Origin of the sequence: Streptomyces sp. NBC_00667, from assembly GCF_036226825.1 — a bacterium.
Classification (GTDB): Bacteria; Actinomycetota; Actinomycetes; order Streptomycetales; family Streptomycetaceae; genus Streptomyces.
The window spans coordinates 1,580,960-1,598,932 of record NZ_CP109022.1 but is presented as its reverse complement, the minus strand read 5'-3'; the positions used below and the strand labels follow the sequence as shown (position 1 = coordinate 1,598,932).

18 protein-coding genes and 1 pseudogene are annotated in these 17,973 nt (G+C 73.7%); 6 read left to right on the top strand and 13 right to left on the bottom strand.

What is annotated here, in order from left to right; translation table 11 throughout:
- Nucleotides 1-69: 69 nt before the first annotated feature.
- Both OHA81_RS07695 and OHA81_RS07690 read right to left on the bottom strand, forming a co-directional pair.
- Complete coding sequence (locus OHA81_RS07695; RefSeq protein WP_329194002.1) at nt 70-552, bottom strand: DUF402 domain-containing protein; 483 nt, start codon at nt 550-552, stop codon at nt 70-72.
- Nucleotides 549-1,517: a GNAT family N-acetyltransferase gene (locus OHA81_RS07690; RefSeq protein ID WP_329194001.1), complete on the bottom strand. Its 969-nt coding sequence runs from the start codon at nt 1,515-1,517 to the stop codon at nt 549-551. Before OHA81_RS07690 ends, OHA81_RS07695 begins: the two co-directional genes overlap by 4 nt.
- Nucleotides 1,518-1,587: 70 nt before the next feature.
- On the opposite strand from OHA81_RS07690, the gene OHA81_RS07685 reads away from it, so the two are divergent.
- Complete coding sequence (locus OHA81_RS07685; protein WP_329194000.1) at nt 1,588-1,980, top strand: GntR family transcriptional regulator; 393 nt, start codon at nt 1,588-1,590, stop codon at nt 1,978-1,980.
- A 76-nt stretch (nt 1,981-2,056) separates the two neighbouring features.
- On the opposite strand, the gene OHA81_RS07680 is transcribed toward OHA81_RS07685, so the two are convergent.
- Nucleotides 2,057-2,602 (bottom strand): FABP family protein, encoded by a 546-nt coding sequence (locus tag OHA81_RS07680; protein WP_329193999.1) that lies wholly within the window; start codon nt 2,600-2,602, stop codon nt 2,057-2,059.
- A gap of 95 nt (nt 2,603-2,697) precedes the next feature.
- The gene (locus tag OHA81_RS07675) at nt 2,698-3,807 is read right to left on the bottom strand and encodes a DUF5925 domain-containing protein (protein WP_329193998.1); all 1,110 of its coding nucleotides are present in this window, start codon (nt 3,805-3,807) and stop codon (nt 2,698-2,700) included.
- A gap of 196 nt (nt 3,808-4,003) precedes the next feature.
- On the opposite strand from OHA81_RS07675, the gene OHA81_RS07670 reads away from it, so the two are divergent.
- Complete coding sequence (locus OHA81_RS07670) at nt 4,004-4,810, top strand: SGNH/GDSL hydrolase family protein (RefSeq protein ID WP_329202071.1); 807 nt, start codon at nt 4,004-4,006, stop codon at nt 4,808-4,810.
- A 14-nt stretch (nt 4,811-4,824) separates the two neighbouring features.
- On the opposite strand, the gene OHA81_RS07665 is transcribed toward OHA81_RS07670, so the two are convergent.
- Nucleotides 4,825-6,468 (bottom strand): serine/threonine-protein kinase, encoded by a 1,644-nt coding sequence (locus OHA81_RS07665; RefSeq protein ID WP_329193997.1) that lies wholly within the window; start codon nt 6,466-6,468, stop codon nt 4,825-4,827.
- A 286-nt stretch (nt 6,469-6,754) separates the two neighbouring features.
- Here OHA81_RS07665 and OHA81_RS07660 point away from each other — a divergent pair, with 286 nt between their 5' ends.
- A complete protein-coding gene (locus OHA81_RS07660; RefSeq protein WP_329193996.1) occupies nt 6,755-7,024 on the top strand; it encodes a hypothetical protein in 270 nt (89 codons plus the stop codon).
- Nucleotides 7,025-7,197: 173 nt separating this feature from the next.
- Here OHA81_RS07660 and OHA81_RS07655 read toward each other — a convergent pair whose 3' ends face one another.
- The 3 genes from OHA81_RS07655 to OHA81_RS07645 all read right to left on the bottom strand — a co-directional run bounded on the left by OHA81_RS07655 (nt 7,198) and on the right by OHA81_RS07645 (nt 10,387).
- Nucleotides 7,198-8,457 (bottom strand): CaiB/BaiF CoA transferase family protein, encoded by a 1,260-nt coding sequence (locus tag OHA81_RS07655; protein ID WP_329193994.1) that lies wholly within the window; start codon nt 8,455-8,457, stop codon nt 7,198-7,200.
- A 161-nt stretch (nt 8,458-8,618) separates the two neighbouring features.
- Nucleotides 8,619-9,407 carry an ABC transporter permease gene (locus OHA81_RS07650; RefSeq protein WP_329193993.1) on the bottom strand — a complete coding sequence of 263 codons (789 nt, stop codon included), beginning with the start codon at nt 9,405-9,407 and terminating at the stop codon, nt 8,619-8,621.
- A complete protein-coding gene (locus tag OHA81_RS07645; protein ID WP_329193991.1) occupies nt 9,404-10,387 on the bottom strand; it encodes an ATP-binding cassette domain-containing protein in 984 nt (327 codons plus the stop codon). Before OHA81_RS07645 ends, OHA81_RS07650 begins: the two co-directional genes overlap by 4 nt.
- Nucleotides 10,388-10,465: 78 nt before the next feature.
- On the opposite strand from OHA81_RS07645, the gene OHA81_RS07640 reads away from it, so the two are divergent.
- Entirely contained in the window at nt 10,466-11,182 is a 717-nt protein-coding gene (locus OHA81_RS07640) for a TetR/AcrR family transcriptional regulator (RefSeq protein ID WP_329193990.1), read from the top strand.
- 19 nt (nt 11,183-11,201) lie between these two features.
- Here OHA81_RS07640 and OHA81_RS07635 read toward each other — a convergent pair whose 3' ends face one another.
- Entirely contained in the window at nt 11,202-12,329 is a 1,128-nt protein-coding gene (locus tag OHA81_RS07635) for a type ISP restriction/modification enzyme (RefSeq protein ID WP_329202068.1), read from the bottom strand.
- 148 nt (nt 12,330-12,477) lie between these two features.
- Between OHA81_RS07635 and OHA81_RS07630 the strand changes: the two genes are divergently transcribed.
- Nucleotides 12,478-12,645 (top strand): hypothetical protein, encoded by a 168-nt coding sequence (locus OHA81_RS07630; RefSeq protein WP_329193988.1) that lies wholly within the window; start codon nt 12,478-12,480, stop codon nt 12,643-12,645.
- A 68-nt stretch (nt 12,646-12,713) separates the two neighbouring features.
- Here OHA81_RS07630 and OHA81_RS07625 read toward each other — a convergent pair whose 3' ends face one another.
- The 4 genes and pseudogenes from OHA81_RS07625 to OHA81_RS07615 form a co-directional block, all read right to left on the bottom strand.
- Nucleotides 12,714-13,463 (bottom strand): GntR family transcriptional regulator, encoded by a 750-nt coding sequence (locus OHA81_RS07625; protein WP_329193987.1) that lies wholly within the window; start codon nt 13,461-13,463, stop codon nt 12,714-12,716.
- A 128-nt stretch (nt 13,464-13,591) separates the two neighbouring features.
- On the bottom strand, nt 13,592-14,923 hold the full coding sequence (gene hmgA / locus OHA81_RS07620) for a homogentisate 1,2-dioxygenase (RefSeq protein ID WP_329193985.1): 1,332 nt from the start codon (nt 14,921-14,923) through the stop codon (nt 13,592-13,594).
- A gap of 220 nt (nt 14,924-15,143) precedes the next feature.
- A pseudogene (locus tag OHA81_RS34575) lies at nt 15,144-15,248 on the bottom strand (barstar family protein); the annotation flags it as partial.
- A complete protein-coding gene (locus OHA81_RS07615) occupies nt 15,249-15,419 on the bottom strand; it encodes a hypothetical protein (RefSeq protein ID WP_329193983.1) in 171 nt (56 codons plus the stop codon).
- Nucleotides 15,420-15,804: 385 nt separating this feature from the next.
- Between OHA81_RS07615 and OHA81_RS07610 the strand changes: the two genes are divergently transcribed.
- A complete protein-coding gene (locus tag OHA81_RS07610; RefSeq protein ID WP_329193982.1) occupies nt 15,805-17,949 on the top strand; it encodes a right-handed parallel beta-helix repeat-containing protein in 2,145 nt (714 codons plus the stop codon).
- Nucleotides 17,950-17,973: the final 24 nt, after the last annotated feature.

The window sequence follows — 17,973 nt, the reverse complement described above, 5'->3', positions numbered from 1 at the left end:
GGCCGTGATCCTCGCCCACGCCGACTCCCTTGCGCCAGAGGCGGGACGGACGTGAGGGGGCGGTGTGGACTACGCGAGCAGTGCGGGCAGCCCGGCAGGGGTCCTGGCCTGCGCTTCGAGGGCGTCCAGGGCCGATGCGGCCCGGGCGGCGGCCTCCGGGTCGTGCGCGGCGAGGCCGCTCGCCGCGAACTCGTCCTCGTCCAGGCGCAGGACGCTCGACCCGTCCCCCGAGACCCACAGGTCGAGGTCCAGGTCCTCCACCACGACCTCGCCGTCGCGGACCACGGCCGGCCGGGTCACGTCGCAGTACCAGCCCTTGAGGCGGCCGTCACCCGTCCGCACCTCCTTGACCGCGTACCAGCGGCTGCGCCAGAAGTGCTCGGTGAACACGTCACCCGGCTCGAAGCGCACGAAGCCGAAGTCCCGTACGTCCTCCGCCGCCCAGGGAGCGCGCACGGAGAGGCGGTCGCCCGTGTCGGCGAGCAGCTCGGCCGGATAGCGGATCTTGGTCCGGCCGGCCTTGACGAGGACGATGGTGAGCAGGCCGGTCACGCTGTCACTTCCTTCGGGTCCGTACTGGAGGGGGCGAGCCGCTTCGCGAAGCGGGTCTCGGTGGCGCGGATCTCGTACCCGAACCACTCGTTGACGGCGAGCATCGGCGCGTTGCCCGCGTCGTTGCCGGTCAGCGCCTCGGTGCAGCCGGCCGCGAGGGCCCGGTGCAGGGAGACGGTCTTGGCGAGCCTGGCCAGCCCGTGGCCGCGGTGGGCGCGGCGGGTGCCGGTCATCGCCGAGCCGTAGCGGCCCGCCCCGTCGGTCCGTGCGGCGCAGAAGGCGGCCACCGTGCCGTCGACGAGGACGACCGTCGTCAGGTCGTGGTCGAACGAGGGCTCGTGCCACACCTCGGCGAGCCAGTTGTCGAAGTCGTCCAGTTCCACCGGTACGTCGCCCGGCTCGTCGGACGAGACCTCGGCGTCGGCCTCGTACAGCGGGCGCGGATCGTCCGCGAACGCGGAGGCGGGGCGCAGTTCGACGCCGGGGGGCAGCACGGACGGGTACGGGGGCAGGGTCCGCTCCGACAGTTCCAGGCGCAGGAAGTGGGCCGAGCGGCCGGGGCGGTAGCCGTGCCGGGCGGCGAAGGCGTGGTCGGACGGCCCGTCCAGAGCCCAGGCGTACGAGTCCACGGCCCCGGCGGCGAGCAGGTGCTCCTCGGCCGCCCGCAGCAGGGTGCTTCCCACGCCGAGGCCGCGGTGGGCGGGGTCCACCTGGAGGTTGACGAAGCCGACGCCCGGTTCGGGGCTCTCGTGCGCGATGCCGACCTGGGCGGTGGCGACGGCCAGGCCGTCCGCGCGCTCGGCGAGGAGGATCCGGTACCGCTTGTCAGGGTGGGCGGAGGCGATCTCGTGGGCCACACCGGCCGCGGTGGTGATCATGAACGGGAGGACGGTCCGGCGCAGGTGTACGACGGCTTCCACGTCCCCCGGGTCGCCGGGGCGCAGGTCGCGGATCGAAACGGTCATGGGGGCGACGTTAGGCGCCGGCCGTCGTCGGCGCCTGCGAATTACCGGGCGGTGGGGGACAATCGGCGCCGTGACCTCGACTTCGCCCCACCTCAAGATCAAGATCGACGGCTCGGCCGGTTCCGCCGCCCCCTACGAGCAGCTGCGCGCGCAGATCGCGGACGCGGCCCGGTCCGGGCGCCTGCCGGTGGGGTTCAAACTGCCGACCGTGCGGGGGCTGGCGGAGGAGCTGGGGCTCGCGGCGAACACGGTCGCCAAGGCCTACCGCGCCCTTGAGGGCGACGGCGTGATCGAGACGCGGGGGCGGGCCGGGACGTTCGTCGCCGCCGCCGGGGACTCCGCCGCGCGGGAGGCGGCCGCCGCGGCGCAGGCGTTCGCCGAGCGCGCCCACCGGCTGGGCCTGTCCCGGGAGGAGGCCACGGCCGCGGCGGGGGAGGCCCTGCGGGCGCGGTACGGCAAGTGACGTTCAGCTTCCGCCCGGGTCGGTGCGGGAGCTGAGCCGGGCCATCAGGTGGTGCTCCTTCGGCTGAGCCGGGCCATCAGGTGGTGCTGCACTTTCCGAGCCGGGCCATCAGGTGGTGCTGCATCGGCTGGCCCACGGCCTCCATCTCCTGCACCACGACCAGCTCCCCGCCCTCCAGGGTGTACCGGCGGCGCATCGCGGTCACCTCCTTCGCCCGGGGCGTCACCGACACGCTCCGGGTGGCCATCTCGATCGTGGTGCCGGACACCTGGCCGACGTACGTCTCGACGATCCCGGTCGGGTGGGCCAGCACCACCTCCAGCGAGGCGTCCGGCATCACCCGCCACCAGCCGACCTCCCGCCCCGACGGGCGCAGGGCCGCACCGGACGCGTCGATCAGCCAGGCGCGGGACTCGTAGCGCAGGAAGGGCCGGCCGTCATGGCTGAAGGTGACTTCCTGCTCGTAGCGGAACCCGTGCTCCAGGGTCGGGTACTCGCCGCTGCCCCGGCCGTGCCAGCGCCCGATGAGCGACAGCACGGGCCCAAGCTGCGGGTGCGGTTCCGGGCCCTCGCCGAGGACGAGGCTGTCGGGGTAGGGGTTCTCCTGCGCCGGTTCGGGCACCTGGACTCCTGTTCGGTGTGCCCGGGGGACGCCGGGCACGACGGGGCGTGGCCTTCGGGGCCATTGTGGTCGCACCCGGCCCGCCGGGCCGGGACCTACAGGTAGAGCCCCGGCTCCGCGCCGTGCCCCTGCGGCGGGAGGAGGGCCGACGTCGGACCCGCGCCGCGCCGCAGGGCGAAGAGCTCGGCCAGGGTGGCCCCCTCCCGGGTGACGCCCTCGTCGCTACCGAGCCAGTCCGTCGCCTCACGGTGCGTCAGCCGGCCGACTTCGATCCGGGCCAGGCAGCGGCCCGGCCGGACCACCGCCGGGTGCAGGCGCTCCAGGTCCTCGTTGGTCGTCACCCCGACCAGGACGTTGCGGCCCTGGCCCAGCAGTCCGTCCGTCAGGTTCAGCAGCCGCGACAGCGCCTGCCCGGCCTGGTGGCGGGCCTCGCCGCGGATCAGCTCGTCGCAGTCCTCCAGCAGCAGCAGTCGCCAGCGGCCCTTGGCGCTGCCCTCGTCCTCCCCGATCGCGATGTCCATCAGGTAGCCCACGTCGTTGAACAGCCGCTCCGGGTCCAGGACGCAGTCCACCTGGCACCATTCCCGCCACGACCGGGCCAGCGTCCGCAGCGCGGAGGTCTTCCCCGTCCCGGGCGGCCCGTGCAGCAGGAGCAGCCGGCCCGCGATGTCGTCCGGGGTCACCTTCATCAGCCGGTCCATCGCCTCGGCCACCGGTGCGGTGTAGTTGGGCCGCACCTCCGCCCAGGTGCCCGCCGCGATCTGCCGGGTCGTGCGGTAGGGGCCGCGGCGCGGGGAGACGTACCAGAACCCCATCGTGACGCTCGAAGGCTGCGGTTCGGGCTCGTCCCGCGCCCCTTCCGTGGCCTTGCCCAACACCCCGGCGGCGAGTTCGTCGCTGACGGCCGTCACCGTCACGTCCGCGCCCCGGCTCCAGCGCGAGACGAGCATCGTCCAGCCGTCGCCCTCGGCGAGCGTGGCGCTGCGGTCGGTGTCGCGCGCCGAGCGCAGCACGGTCGCGCCCGGCGGCAGCAAGGTGGCCTCGGCCTTGACCCGTTCGATGGAGACGCTGTGCGAGTACGGCTGCTCGCCGGACGCGAACCGGCCGAGGAACAGGGCGTCGACGACATCCGACGGCGAGTCGCTGTCGTCGAGGGTGAGCCGGATCGGCAGCGCGTCGTGCGGGTTGGCTGACATGGCGCCCATGATCCGGCACGAACTGCCCTCCCGCACCCGTGTTTCGCCGGATCGGGTGTCCGGGTTCCTCCTTCAAACCCCTCGCTCGTGAAGATTCGGAGCCGGTTCCGCTCCGAACATTCTTGGCATGAACACTTCCAGCCAGGCCGTGCTCCCTGTACCAACGACTCAGGAGTAACCCCCACTAGGAGCCGCACACATGAGCATGAGACTGTCGCGCTTCGCCACCCTCACCTCCGCCCTCTTACTCGCCGCGGGCACCGCCCTGTTCGGCGCCGGCCAGGCGGCCGCCTCCGCCCAGGCCGACTTCGGCTACGTAGCCCTCGGAGACTCGTACTCCTCCGGCGTGGGCTCCGGCAACTACGACAGCGCGAGCGGGAACTGCAAGCGCACCTCCCGGGCCTATCCGGCCCTGTGGGCCGCCGCCCACTCCCCCCAGACCTTCTCGTTCACCGCCTGCTCGGGCGCCCGGACGGGTGACGTCCTCTCCGGCCAGCTCGGCCCGCTGAACTCCGGCACGGACCTCGTCAGCATCACCATCGGCGGCAACGACGCCGGTTTCTCCGACGTCATGACGACCTGTGTGCTCCAGTCGGAGTCCACCTGCGTCAACCGCGTCAACCAGGCCAAGGCGTACGTGGACTCCACCCTCCCCGGTCAGCTCGACAAGGTCTACGACGCCATCTCCGCCCGCGCCTCGGCCGCCCACGTGGTGGTCCTCGGCTATCCCCGCTTCTACCAGCTGAACGGTTCCTGCATCGCGGGACTGTCCGAGGGTGAACGCAGCGCCATCAACGGCGCCGCCGACTACCTCAACGCCGCCATCGCCAAACGCGCCGCCGACCACGGCTTCACCTTCGCCTCGGTGACCGGCGCCTTCACCGGCCACGAGATCTGCTCCGGCAGCGCGTGGCTGCACAGCCTCAACTGGGCCGACATCGGCGAGTCATACCACCCGACCGCCACCGGGCAGTCGAGCGGCTACCTGCCCGTCTTCGCCGGCAAGGCATAGGTCCGGACCGGCCCCTACGGCGTTTCCCCCGGGTCCGGCGTCGGGCCCGGGGAGCCGGAAGGAGCCGGTGGAGCGGAGGAGGAGGCCCCGGCCGTCGGGGTCTCCTCCTCGCACGTCACGGAGAAGTCCATCCACGCCGAGACCGCCCGGGCGGGCATGCGCACCTCCAGCCGGACCGCGTCGTCGAAGCTGCCGCCGGTGCCGGGCTCCGTGTGGTGGAACTGCCGGGTCTTCGCGCCGCCCGCCTCGTACGTGACGCTCTGCCAGCCCGCGTCGGGGGCCGCCGTCCCGCCGCGCGTCACCCAGCGGTACTCCACCACGGCGGGAACGGCGTCCACCGCGATCGTCCCGGTGAAGGCGGGCGCGCCGGCCGGGGGCGGCGGGCAGGTGCCGCGGTAGGAGCCGTACAGGGTGTGGACGTACAGCGTCACCTGCCGCCCGGGCGTCGGGCTGCCGCTCGCCGGCGGGGAGTCGGAGGGGGCCGGCGGCGGGCTCGCGGAGGCGGGCGCCGACCCCGTCGGGCCGCTCCCGCCGCTCCCGCCGCTCCCGGTGCTGCCGTTGCTGCCGTCCGGCCGGCCGCGCTCGTCGAACAGCAGCCAGCCCAGCGCCACCACCGCCAGGAGCAGCACCACGACCCCGGCGGCCAGCACCAGCCCGGCCCGCCTGCGCCCGGACTCCGCGGCGGCAACGCGCGTGGCGAGTGGCGTGGCGAGGGGGGTGGTGGGCGCCTGGCCGGAGGGGTTGCGCTCGGGCAGCGGGGTCGTCGGCGCCTGCGGCCCCGACGCCGGACCGGCTGGGGCCCGTACGGTTCCTCCCGCGCCCTGTGGGGCCCGTACGGTTCCTCCCGCGCCGATGACGCGCAGCATCCGGGCCGCCTCCGCCGCGGGCAGCCGCTCGTCCGGGTCCTTGCGCAGCAGCCCCTCCAGCACGGGCGCCAGCGGCCCGGCCCGGCGCGGCGGCGGCGGTTCCCCCTCCACCACCGCCCGCAGCGTGGCCAGCGGGGTGTCCCGGCGGAACGGCGAAGCCCCCTCGACGGCCGCGTACAGCAGCACCCCGAGCGACCACAGGTCCGACGCGGGCCCCGGCTCACGGCCCAGCGCCCGCTCCGGCGCGAGGAACTCGGGGGACCCGACCACCTCTCCCGTCCTCGTGATCGCGGAGGAGCCCTCCAGGCTCGCGATCCCGAAGTCCCCGAGGAGGACCCGGCCGTCATTGGCGATCAGTACGTTGGCGGGCTTGACGTCGCGGTGCACCACCCCCGACTCGTGCGCGGAGCGCAGCGCGGCCAGCACCTGTTCGCCGATGTGCGCGGCCCGTTGCGGGGTCATCGGCCCCTCGCCCTCCAGCACGTCCGCCAGCGAGAGCCCGCGCACCAGCTCCATCACGATCCAGGGGCGGCCGCCCTCGGTGGCCACGTCGTAGACGGTCACCACCCCGCGGTGCGAGACCCGCGCCGCCGCCCAGGCCTCCCGCTCCAGCCGCCGGTACATCCGCTCCACCTCGGCCGGGTCCAGTCCGGCGGGCGCCCGGACCTCCTTCACCGCGACCTCGCGGCCGAGCACCTCGTCACGGGCCCGCCACACGATGCCCATGCCGCCGCGGCCCAGCGGACCCAGCAGCCGGTAGCGGCCGGCGATGACACGCCCGTCCTCATCCATGTTCCCGCTCACACGAGCCCCCCACGGCCGTCACCGGATGATCACTCCAAGTTAGCGCAGCGGGGGTGTCCTGACCCCTGTCGTGACGGGACTGCCGCAAAGGAGCCCCCGATGCGGTCCGGAAGGCGGCCGACCTGTGCGGAGAGTGATCGCCGACTGCACTGAGTAACCGTCAACTCCCCGTAGGTATAGGGGTAATTCACACCACCGGGATACCCGGGGGCGACGCCGGGGCGATAGGGTTAACCTGCCCGGGCCGGGTGCCCTCGTACGGGTGGGGAGAGACATGGAACAGATAGCAATGCGCAGCAGGCCGCCTCGCGTGCCTGCCATCACTTGCGGCAGCAGTGCGACCAGCTCGCGCCTCGACCGCCACCTCGCCGTGCTGGGCGGTCCCGCCGTCCCGCACCACGAGACCGCGGAGGCGACGCTGCTGATGCGCGAACTCACCTCCCGCGACCACACGCACTTCCAGCGGAGCCGGAGCGCGCGCGTCGCGCTGTTCGCGCCGCTGCGTCGGCTGCGGCGCACGCTCTTCGGCAGCCGCCGCTCGTAACTGCCCCTGCGAGGCGGCCGGTTGGCCCGGCCGCACCCCGGCCCCGTCTTGTCCACGGCGTACTCCGGCAGTGCCCCGGCCTGCCCCGGTGTGCTCCGCCCCCTCCCGGCGGTCCTCGGTGTCCCGGCAACCCGGCGCGCTCGCGCCGGGCGGCCGGGCCCCGCCGTCACTCCTCAGGCGATCACACCGTCCCGGCGCAGCGCCGTGATCCGCTCGTCCGTCATCCCCAGGCCTCGCAGCAGCGCCTCGGTGTGCTCCCCGAGCGCGGGCACCGCCCCCATCAGCGGCGGCGGGCCGTCGGGCAGCCCGATCGGCGGCAGCAGCGCCCGCAGCGGACCCACCGGTGACCCCACCTCCCGCCAGCGGTCACGCGCCGCCAGCTGGGGGTGCGCCGCCAGTCGCGCCACCGGGTTCAGCCGCGCACAGGCGATGCCCGCCGCCTCCAGGCGGCCGATCGCCTCCTCGGCGTCCAGCGCCGCCAGGGCCTTGGCCACCACCGCGTCGGTCGCCTCCCGGCCGCGGGTGCGGGCGGCGTTCGTCGCGTACGCCGGATCGTCCGCCAGCTCCGGTCGCTCGAGGACCTGTTCCGCCAGGCGGCGCCACTCGCGGTCGTTCTGAACGGACAGCAGTACGCGGTCCCCGTCGGCCGTCGGATAGGCGTCATAAGGGGCGATGACGGCGTGGGCGAGGCCGGTCCGTACCGGCTGCCGCCCACCGTGCATCGTGTGGTGCAGGGGGTGGCCCATCCACTCGGCGAGGGCGTCCAGCATCGACACCTCCACCCTGCCCCCGCGCCCGGTGGTCCCGCGGCGCAGGAGGGCGGCGAGCACTCCCGAGAAGGCGTACATGGCGGCCGCGATGTCGGCCGCGGGGATCCCCGCCTTGACGGGCTGCTCCGGGGTGCCGGTCACCGACACCAGCCCCGCCTCGCACTGGACGAGCATGTCGTAGGCGCGCTTGTGGGCGTACGGGCCCTCGGGGCCGTATCCGGAGATGTCCACGGCGACCAGCCGCGGGTAACGGGCGCACAGCGCCGCCGAGTCGAGGCCGAGCCGGGCGGCGGCGCCGTGGGCGAGGTTCTGGACGAAGACGTCGGCGCCGTCCAGCAGGCCGTGCAGGACCTCCCTCCCGCGCGGATCCTTGAGGTCCAGCGCGATCGACTCCTTGCCGCGGTTGGCCCAGACGAAGTGCGAGGCGAGGCCCTGGGCGGTGGTGTCGTAGGCGCGCGCGAAGTCGCCGCCGTCGGGTCGCTCGACCTTGATCACCCGCGCTCCCAGATCGGCGAGCTGGCGGGTGGCGAAGGGGGCCGAGACGGCCTGTTCGACGGCGACGACGGTGAGGCCTTCGAGGGGCAGCGGATCGGTGGCGGGCGCAGCGGGGTGCGGCGCGGGTCGTGGTGCGGATCGCGGCGCGGGGTGCGTGTCAGGAGCCATGACAACCTGCCTACCTGCTCGGACCCGGGGCTGTCATCCCGCACGGCGCCGAGAACCGCGCGGTTTCCCGCGCGGTGTGCCGGGGGTCCGGCACTTTCCTGGGCGGTGCGCTTCGAGCCCGGCTCGCCTTCGGCGCGGTGTGCCGGGGCCCCGGTCCGCTGTCAGCCCGGGCCGCGGGTGAAGCGGCGCGCGGCCGCCGGGGCGAACAGCGCCAGCAGGACCAGGGACCAGAGCACCGCCCCCGCCACCGGATGCGCCGCCGGCCAGGCGGCTCCCGGCGCGGCCCCGCCGCCCGCGTTGCCGCACAGTGCGCGCACCGCGCTCGCGACCGCGCTGATCGGGTTCCACTCGGCCACCGTCCGCAGCCACCCCGGCAGTCCTGCGGTCGGCAGGTACGCACTGGAGAGCATCGGCAGCACGAAGGTGGCGCTGCCCAGTTGGCCCGCCGCCTCCTCGCTCTTGCTCAGCAGCCCGAGGTACGTGCCCGTCCAGGCCGTGGCGAAGCGGAACAGCAGCAGCACCCCCAGAGCGCCGAGCGCGCCCGGCAGGCCGTGCTCGATCCGCCAGCCCATCGCCAGTCCCACCAGCATCAGCGGCACCATCGACACCGCCGTCGTCAGGAGGTCGGCGGCGGTCTGCCCGAGCGGTACGGCGGCCCGGCTCATCGGCAGCGTACGGAAGCGGTCCATCACCCCGCGGTGGGCGTCCTGCGCGGCCGTGAACATGCCGGTCATCAGGCCGTTCGCGGCGGTGGCGGCGAGCAGCCCCGGCACCAGGAACTCCCGGTACTCGGACCCCGGCATGGCGAGCGCGCTGCCGAAGACGTAGCCGAAGAAGAGCAGCAGGGTGATCGGCATCGTCTGGGTGAGGATCAGCAGCGCGGGCGCGTGGCGCGCCTTCTGCAACTGCCGGGTGAGGACGGCGCCTCCGTCGGACAGCAGGGTGCTCATGCCGCGGCCCCCTCGATCCGGTCGATGTGGCCGGTGGTGGCGCGGCGGACCCGGGTGAGGCGCAGGAACACCTCGTCGAGGGTGGGTGGCCGCAGTGTGGCGTCGGTGACCGGGATCCCGGCCGCGTCCAGGGCGCGGATGATCCGCGGCAGGGTCAGGGCGCCGTCCAGGACCGTCGCGCCGGTCGTGAGGCGCTCCTCGTCCAGGACGGGCGCGCCGCCGGTGAGCTGGTCCAGGACCACCGCCGCTCCCGCGAGGGCCGAGCGGTCGGCGACGGTGACCTCGGCGTGGGCGCCGATGCGGGCCTTGAGTTCTGCGGGCGTGCCGCCGGCCACGACCCGGCCGCCGTCGACCACCACGATGTCGTCGGCGAGCCGGTCGGCCTCCTCCAGGTACTGGGTCGTGAGCAGCACGCCCGCGCCCTCGTCGGCGAGTTCCCGTACGGCCGCCCAGATGTGCTCGCGCGCCGCCGGGTCCAGGCCGGTCGTCGGTTCGTCCAGGAACAGCACCCGGGGGCGGTTGATCAGCCCGGCGGCCAGGTCCAGGCGCCGTTTCATGCCGCCCGACCAGGTGGAGGCGACCCGGTCGGCCGCCCCGCCCAGGCCGAAGCGGTCCAGCAGCTCGTCGGCGCGGGCCCGGGCGGCGGCACCGCGCAGCCCGGCCAGACGGGCGAAGAGCCGCAGGTTCTCGCGGCCCGTCAGGTCCCCGTCCACCGAGGCGTACTGGCCCGTGACCCCGATGGAGCGGCGGACGGCGGCGGGGGCGCGGGTGACGTCGTGACCGGCGACCAGGGCGCGGCCGCCGGTGGGCGCGGTGAGGGTGGTGAAGGTGCGCACGGCGGTGGTCTTGCCCGCACCGTTGGGGCCGAGGAGGCCGCAAATCGAGCCGTACGGCACTGCCAGGTCCAGTCCGCTCAGGGCGTGGACCTCTCCGTAGCTCTTCTCCAGACCTTCACTAAGTACAGCGTACGTAGTTGTCATGTCCGGCACCCTACCGCACTACGTACGGTGTACGTAACTACGATGGGGCGATGGAAGAAGTGACGAGGTGATGGGCTGATGACGCCCGGCGGCCGCACTGCCGGACCCGAAGTGATCTGGGCCCGCCCGCAGCGGGCGGGCCGGGGCCCCCGCCCCGCGCACAGCCGTGACTCGATCGCTGCCGAGGCGGTACGGATCGCCGACGCGGAGGGGATCGACGCCGTCTCCATGCGCCGGGTGGCGGCCGGGATCGGCGCCGGGACGATGTCCCTGTACAACTACGTGCCGCGCAAGGAGGACCTGTACGAGCTGATGGTCGACGCGGTGAGCGGGGAGTACTCCTACGCCCCGCCGACCGGTGACTGGCACGCCGACCTGCTGGCCCTGGCCCGCCAGACGCGGGCGCTCATGCACCGCCACCCCTGGCTGCCCCGGCTGCTGAGCCCGGCCCACGGGTTCAGCCCCAACGCCCTGCGGTACCTGGAGCACGGCCTGGCCTGCCTGGAGCCGCTGGAGGTGCCGGACGGCCAGAAGCTGGAGCTGCTCGCCGCCGTCAACGGGACGGTGGCCACGTACGTGGCGAGCGAACTGGCCCTGGCCGAGCGGGCGCGCACGCTGCCCTGGAGCGAGGCCGAGGAGCAGAGCGCGCGGACGGCGTGGCTGGGCTCCCGGATGGCGACGGGGGAGTACCCGAGACTTGCCGCCGCCCTCGCGGGATGGACGGGCATCCCCGCCGACCTGGGCGAGGCGTTCGACCGCTCGGTGTCGCGGCTGCTGGGGGCGTGGGGGACGTAGGACGGCCGGAGCGGCGGCGCTACAGCAGGGCGAACTGGCCGCCCGGGCCCTCCTCCTGGTGGTCCAGGACGGAGGCCGGTCGCCGGGCCCAGCGCGGCGCGGGCAGTACCCCCGCGGCTTGGAGACCGGAGACCGGAAGCGAAGGCCCCGGCGCGAACGCCGCCCGCGGCGGAGCCAGACCGGCGAGCAGCGCCAGGGTCGTCACCAGGGACAGCAGCTCCGAGGTCCAGGCCCGCGGCCACTCGGCGGGGCCCAGCGCCTCCAGCCCCTCCCCCTCCGCCGCCCGGTGCGCGGTGCGGGCGGCGAACCAGGCCTCCAGCACCCGCACGCCCTGCGCCTCGTACTGCCAGGCCCCCTCGGGGACGGGGGAGATGCTGCCGTCGCCCAGGGTCAGCGTCTCGGTCTCCGGGTCGTACGCGAGCCCGCCCGGCCAGGCCGTGACCGCCGAGCGGACGTACGGCCGGCGCCCGCCCGGCAGCCGGGGCGCCTCCCCGCCCGGTGCGCCGCGCAGCTGCACCGCGAGCAGCCGGTGGCCCAGCTCCAGCCCGGCACGCCAGCGCTCCGGGTCGGCGGTGAGCGGGACCTCGTAGGCTCCCCGCGGCCCGGGGCGGGCCGCCGCCAGGACCCAGCACAGGACGTCCTGCGCGGTGACCGGGCCGCCGTACCGCTCGCTCAGCAGGGCCGCCAGCCCCGGCGCGAGGTTGGGCTCCGCGCCGCCCGGGCGCCGGTACAGGGGGCGCACGCGGCCGACGCGCCCGACCGGCAGGTGCGCGGTGACCAACGGCTGCTCCGGGCTCTCCACGAGGAACAGCTGGTGACCGTCGAGGACCCGCCACAGCTCGGGGCGGGCCGCGTCGATGAGGCGCTGGTCCGGCAGGAGCCACTGTTCGTCGAAGGGGGCGCGCAGGACGCGTACGGGCTGCGGGCAGGGGCCGGGTGCGGCGGCGAAGGGGGCGGTGGCGGAGCGCTGCCCGGGCAGGGCGGCCGCCCCGGTGGCGGGCGTACGGCCCCGCGCGGGGCGGAACAGCCGCTCCTGCTCCGCGCCTTCGGCGGCGGCGAGGGCCGTCCAGCGGGCCCGCAGGGTGGCGGGGTCGGGGGCCGCGACCCAGTCCCGTCCCAGGCGCGGGGGGCGTGCGGCCCAGGGCATCAGATCGTCCAGCAGCGGGGTCTGCGGCGGTACGTCAGTGCTCACGCGGCCGATGGTATCGACGGGGAGCGGTGGCCGGGCCCGGCCCCGGCCCAAGCGTTACGCTCCTTGTGTAGGCCTATGTGTGCATTTCCGGCAGGAGGCGGTCATGAGTCAGTACGACGAATACTCGACCCCGTCGCAGGCCGAGGGCGAGCGCCTCGACGAAGACATGGACGAGAAGGAGAAGAGGCAGCGGCACCCGCAGACCATGCGCAGCACGCCGTCCCAGGCGGAGGGCGAGCGGAGCACGGAGGACGAGGAGAAGAAGGGCTGACCTGTCCCTACCTGTCCTGACCTGTCCCGACCTGTTTCTCCGGGGGCTCTTTCCCGGGTGGCCTTTTCTCAGGTGGCGTCGACGGTCACGGTGAAGGAGAACCGGTCGCCGCGGTAGCGGATTCGTGCGACGTCCACCACCCGGCCGTCCTCGTCGTACGTCACGCCCGTGTAGTGCAGGATCGGACTGAGCAGCGGGACGCGCAGCAGTTCTGCGGTCTCCGGATCGGCCAGGCGCGCCTCGACCGTGTCCGTGATCCGGCTGATCCGCACGCCCACGATGTCCCGGATCACCTTCGTCATCGGCCAGCGCTCCAGATCCGCCGGGTCGATCGCCGAGGCCAGCTCGGGGAGGACCGCGTTCTCCGCCCAGTTGCTCGGCTCCCCGGTCTGGCTGTCGTGGCGCAGTCGGCGGTACGTGACCACCTCCGCCGTGCCCGGGAAGTGCTCCAGCAGGTCCCCGGCCACCACCTCGCGGGAGTGGCCGAGAACCGTCGTACGCTCGCCCGACTGCTGGGCCACGATCGCGTCCACCGAACCGAGCAGCCGGACGGGCGCCCCGCGCCGGGCGCCCGGTTCGATGAAGGTGCCGCGCCGCCGGTGCCGGCTGATCAGACCCTCGCCCTCCAGTTCCTTGAGCGCCTGGCGCATCGTCAGCACGCTCACCCCGTAGTGCTCGGCCAGCTGCTCCTCGGTGGGCAGCCGCAGCGAGGCGTCCGGGGTGCGCCCCAGTATCGAGGCGCGCAACGACTGGGAGACCTGGTACCAGAGCGGAAGCTTGCGGTTCAGTACCAGCGAGTCGGGGGCGAAGGCGGTCACGGTGCTTCTCCGTACGGGCGGGGCATGGGGGACTTCGACAACCGGCCGGCAGACCCGTTCAGGTCCGTTCGGACCCGTTCGGGCTCGCTCGGACCCGTTCAGGCCCTGTCAGGCCCATTCAGGCCCGTTCAGGCTCGGAAGTGGCGCTCCAGACCCTGCCACACGTCGTCGTATCCGCGCTGGAGGTGCTCGGCGCCGGCCGCCTGGGCGGTGGCCGTGACGGGCCAGCGGGTCTCGAACATGAAGGCCAGGCCGTCGTCGATCTTCTGCGGCTTGAGCTCCGCGGCGCTCGCGCGGTCGAAGGTCTCGCGGTCCGGTCCGTGCGCGGACATCATGTTGTGCAGCGAGCCGCCGCCCGGCACGAAGCCCTCGGCCTTGGCGTCGTAGGCGCCCTCGATCAGGCCCATGTACTCGCTCATCACGTTCCGGTGGAAGTACGGCGGGCGGAAGGTGTCCTCCCCGACCAGCCAGCGGGGCGCGAAGACGACGAAGTCCACCCCCGCGAGGCCCGGGGTGTCGGAGGGCGACGTCAGGACGGTGAAGATCGACGGGTCCGGGTGGTCGAAGCTGATGGAGCCGATGACGTTGAAGCGGCGCATGTCGTACACGTACGGGGTGTGCGTGCCGTGCCAGGCGACCACGTCGAGCGGGGAGTGGTCGTAGGTGGCGGACCACAGGTTGCCGCAGAACTTGTTGACCACCTCCGTCGGACGCTCGACGTCCTCGTACGCGGCCACGGGGGCCCGGAAGTCCCGCGCGGCGGCGAGACCGTTGGCACCGATCGGGCCGAGGTGCGGGAGCTCGAAGGGCTGCCCGTAGTTCTCGCAGACGTAGCCGCGGGCGTCCTCGTCCAGCAGCTCGACGCGGAAGCGGACGCCGCGGGGGATCAGCGCCATCTCGCCCGGGCGGGCGCTGAGCAGGCCGAGTTCGGTGCGCAGCAGCAGGCCGCCCCGCTCGGGCACGATGAGCAGCTCGCCGTCGGAGTCGCTGAACACGCGGTCCGTCATCGGGGCGTTGGCGGCGTAGAGGTGGATGGCCATGCCGGTGCGCTGGGTGGCGTCGCCGTTGCCGCCGAGGGTCCAGAGGCCGGCCAGGAAGTCGGTGCCGGGGGCGGGGGCGGGGAGCGGGTTCCAGCGCAGGCGGTTGGGGTCGGGGACGGTCTCGGTGAAGGGCGCGGTGCGCAGGGCACCGTTGTCGACCCGGGTGAAGGGCGGGTGCGCGGCCGAGGGGCGGATCCGGTAGAGCCAGGAGCGGCGGTTGTGGGTGCGGGGCTCGGTGAACGCGCTGCCGCTGAGCTGCTCGGCGTAGAGGCCGAGGGGTGAGCGCTGCGGCGAGTTCCGGCCATGGGGGAGCGCCCCGGGAACGGCCTCGGAGCTGTGCTCGTTCCCGAAGCCGGTGAGGTACGCCAGCCCCTCCGCGATCTTCCTGGCCTGCTCGCTGCTGCTACCGCCGTCACTCATGCAACGCTCCCGGGTCTGCCGTAGTAATCCTATGCCTGACAGTAGGATTCCCGGGGTCCCCCCGTCAACGCCCCGCCACCCCGCCGGGCGCCGCCACCCCGCCGGGCGCCGCCACCCGGCGCCGGGTGGCGGCAGCACGCCGGTGGAGACGGACGGGCGCGGGTAGGGCCGCCGACGCCCCGTCGGCTGCGGAAGCCCTCCACAAGGTGACCCCTACCCTCTATGGGCAGGGCCTCTTTTCCTTGCAGAGCCGCAGCTGCTCCTTCAGGAATAGCCACCTCAGGTCACACAGGCATGCGGAGAGGGCATCCCAGTTCCACCCGAACTAGTCCGGTGGCTCCAGTCCGTCGTAGAACTGCCGGAAGACGGAGTCCGTGTCGCCCGTCTCCCGGCCGTCGAGGCGCGCTACGTACGTCCTGCCGGCCACGGGAAGCAGCAAACCGACGGGCAGGGCGCCTTGCTCCGGAACCACGTGCAGCCAAGGCAGGGTGTGCACCGCCCGCCTCCTCCCGTGATTCAGCCGTCGACCGCCGTCGGCGGGCGGCAGCGGAGCTGCGAAGTCTGGATCCGAACGAGAGGTCCCAGGCGGCCGCCGCAGGTGAGGTCCCCCGTGTGCGGCGCCGGGTCGGCCCGACCGGCCTGATCCCTTTTTGTGCGGGACGCCGTCGTGGCGTTCTCCCCCTGGGAACGCCCGGCGGGGCGCGCGGTGCCCGGGCCCGAGGGCGCCGGCTCCGGCGGGGGCCGTGGCCGCGAGGTGTCGGCCTCACTGCGGCCGGGCGGGGCCGCGTCCGGCGAGGGGGGCGCGGCTCGTGGGGGCGGAGTTCGGGCTATTGATGCCCGAGGGGATCCTAAAAGATGAACATTGCTCTACTCTCTCGCGCATGCCGTGGACCCGCAGGATTCCTGCCGTGCCGGCGGTGCTCCTCGCCGCCCTCCTCGCTCTCCTGTCCCTCCTCGCCGCAGCGCCCACCGCCGCTGCGCACGAGGAGCGCCCCGTCACCCTCCCCGACGGAACCGGATCCGTCCCCGAGTACCGCAGCGCGGAGCCGGACCTGCTGGTCTGCAAGACGGACCGCCCCGACTTCGAGCGGCGGATATCCGCCTTCCCCGAAGACCTCAAGCAGCGCAACCTCGCCCTCTACGCCCGCTGCGAGAAGACCGGCTACCGCCACCTCCAGGACGCCGTCGACGCCGTCGACCGGGCCGGGATGAACATCGCGATCCTCCCCGGCCTCTACGAGGAAGAGCCCTCGCTCCCCAAGCCGACCGGAGCATGCGCCCAGCTCAAGGCCCCGAACTCGGCGCTCGGCTACCAGATCCTGTCGTACGAACAGCAGGAGCAGTGCCGGCACAACCAGAACCTCGTCGCCATCCTGGGCAAGACGAACCTGCAGATCGAGGGCACCGGCGCCTCCCGACTCGACGTGGTCCTCGACGCCAAGTACCAGAAGCTCAACGCCATCCGCGCCGACAAGTCCAACGGCATCTACTTCCGCAACTTCACCGCCCAGCGCACCACCTTCAACTCGCTCTACGTCCTCGCGGGCGACGGCTTCGTCATCGACGACGTCCTCACCCGCTGGAACGACGAGTACGGGTTCCTGACCTTCGCCAGCGACCACGGCCTGTACAAGAACTGCGAGTCGTACGGGAACGGCGACTCCGGCATCTACCCCGGCAGCGCCTCCAACATCAACGACGGCCGCGGCTACGACGTCCCGCGCTACTCCATCGAGATCACCGGCTGCCACAGCCACCACAACATGGTCGGCTACTCCGGCACCGCCGGAGACTCGGTCTGGGTGCACGACAACGAGTTCGACCGGAACATGGGCGGCGCCTCGATGGACAGCGCCTTCCCCGGACACCCCGGACTCCCGCAGAATCACGCCAAGTTCGAGCGGAACGTGATCCACGACAACAACGCGGACTACTACCCCAACGTCGCCGACGGCACCTGCGCCAAGCCGCCGATCGAGCGCGGCTACGAACAGGGCGTGGTCTGCCCCCAGATCTCCATGCCGCCGGGCACCGGCATCATCACCGCGGGCGGCAACTGGAACCTGTACGAGAACAACTGGGTGTACGGGCACCGGCGCGCGGGCTTCTTCCTCAGCGCCGTGCCCGCTTTCATCCGCGGTGAGGAGGCCTGGTCGAAGCAGACGGACACCTCCCACCACAACCGCTACGCCGGCAACGTCCTCGGCAAGGACACGTCGGGCGCCTCCCGCCCCAACGGCATGGACGTGTGGTGGGACGGCCAGGGCAGCGGCAACTGCTGGCAGGCGGGGCCGGACGGCTCGACGCCCGGCACCCTGCCCGAGTGCGGCGACCGCCGCGGGTCGGTCTCCGGCGGCTCCGCGCGGCTGGCCGGCGAACCGGTCAAGCTGGTACAGCTGCTCGTCTGCGCGGACTACAACGTCCAGGCACGCAAGCTGCCCGCCGGCTGCGACTGGTACGGCGCCCGCGGCCTTGAGCGGGTCGAGACCCAGCTCGCGCTCGCCGTGGCCGCCGTACTGCTGCTGGTCGGCGGGGTGCTGTGGTGGCGCCGGCTACGGCAGTCGCGGCTCGGGACGACCGCTTCATTGCTGGGCCTGGCCGGGCTGGTGCTGGACGTCGCCGGCTCCACCATGACGCTCAACCCGACCTTCGTCCCCGCGCTCGCCCTGCTGCTGCTGGGCCTGTGGTGGACGGGAGTGGGCGTGGCCCTGCGTCCGCACCGGCCCTGGCTGGCCCGGCTGACCCTGCTGCTGGGCGCCCTCACCCTGCTCGACGCCTTCGACAAGGCCGTCCTGATGGTCCCCTGGATTCCGTTGAGCCCCGCCTGGATACGAGGCGTCGTGGCGGTGCTCTGGACCCTGTGGGCGGTCGTCGCCTCCGCCCGCCCGGGCGGCACCCCGGCCCGCCCCGCCGGACCCGGCACGGACCCGGACAGCGACCGCGCTCCGGCCCCGGCGGGCCCGGCCCCCGCCATGAGCGCGGCGGCCACCCCGGACTCGCCGGACACCGCCGGAGGCACCCCGTGACCGACCGCCCCACCGACCGGCCGG

Coding starts and splice junctions, on each gene's coding strand:
- OHA81_RS07670 (WP_329202071.1), top strand. CDS start 4,004: ATGAGACTGTCGCGCTTCGCCACCCTCACCTCCGCCCTCTTACTCGCC.
- OHA81_RS07665 (WP_329193997.1), bottom strand. CDS start 6,468: ATGGATGAGGACGGGCGTGTCATCGCCGGCCGCTACCGGCTGCTGGGT.
- OHA81_RS07630 (WP_329193988.1), top strand. CDS start 12,478: ATGAGTCAGTACGACGAATACTCGACCCCGTCGCAGGCCGAGGGCGAG.
- OHA81_RS07650 (WP_329193993.1), bottom strand. CDS start 9,407: ATGAGCACCCTGCTGTCCGACGGAGGCGCCGTCCTCACCCGGCAGTTG.
- OHA81_RS07675 (WP_329193998.1), bottom strand. CDS start 3,807: ATGGGCGCCATGTCAGCCAACCCGCACGACGCGCTGCCGATCCGGCTC.
- OHA81_RS07645 (WP_329193991.1), bottom strand. CDS start 10,387: ATGACAACTACGTACGCTGTACTTAGTGAAGGTCTGGAGAAGAGCTAC.
- OHA81_RS07610 (WP_329193982.1), top strand. CDS start 15,805: ATGCCGTGGACCCGCAGGATTCCTGCCGTGCCGGCGGTGCTCCTCGCC.
- OHA81_RS07655 (WP_329193994.1), bottom strand. CDS start 8,457: ATGGCTCCTGACACGCACCCCGCGCCGCGATCCGCACCACGACCCGCG.
- OHA81_RS07690 (WP_329194001.1), bottom strand. CDS start 1,517: ATGACCGTTTCGATCCGCGACCTGCGCCCCGGCGACCCGGGGGACGTG.
- OHA81_RS07635 (WP_329202068.1), bottom strand. CDS start 12,329: ATGCCCTGGGCCGCACGCCCCCCGCGCCTGGGACGGGACTGGGTCGCG.
- OHA81_RS07660 (WP_329193996.1), top strand. CDS start 6,755: ATGGAACAGATAGCAATGCGCAGCAGGCCGCCTCGCGTGCCTGCCATC.
- OHA81_RS07640 (WP_329193990.1), top strand. CDS start 10,466: ATGACGCCCGGCGGCCGCACTGCCGGACCCGAAGTGATCTGGGCCCGC.
- hmgA (WP_329193985.1), bottom strand. CDS start 14,923: ATGAGTGACGGCGGTAGCAGCAGCGAGCAGGCCAGGAAGATCGCGGAG.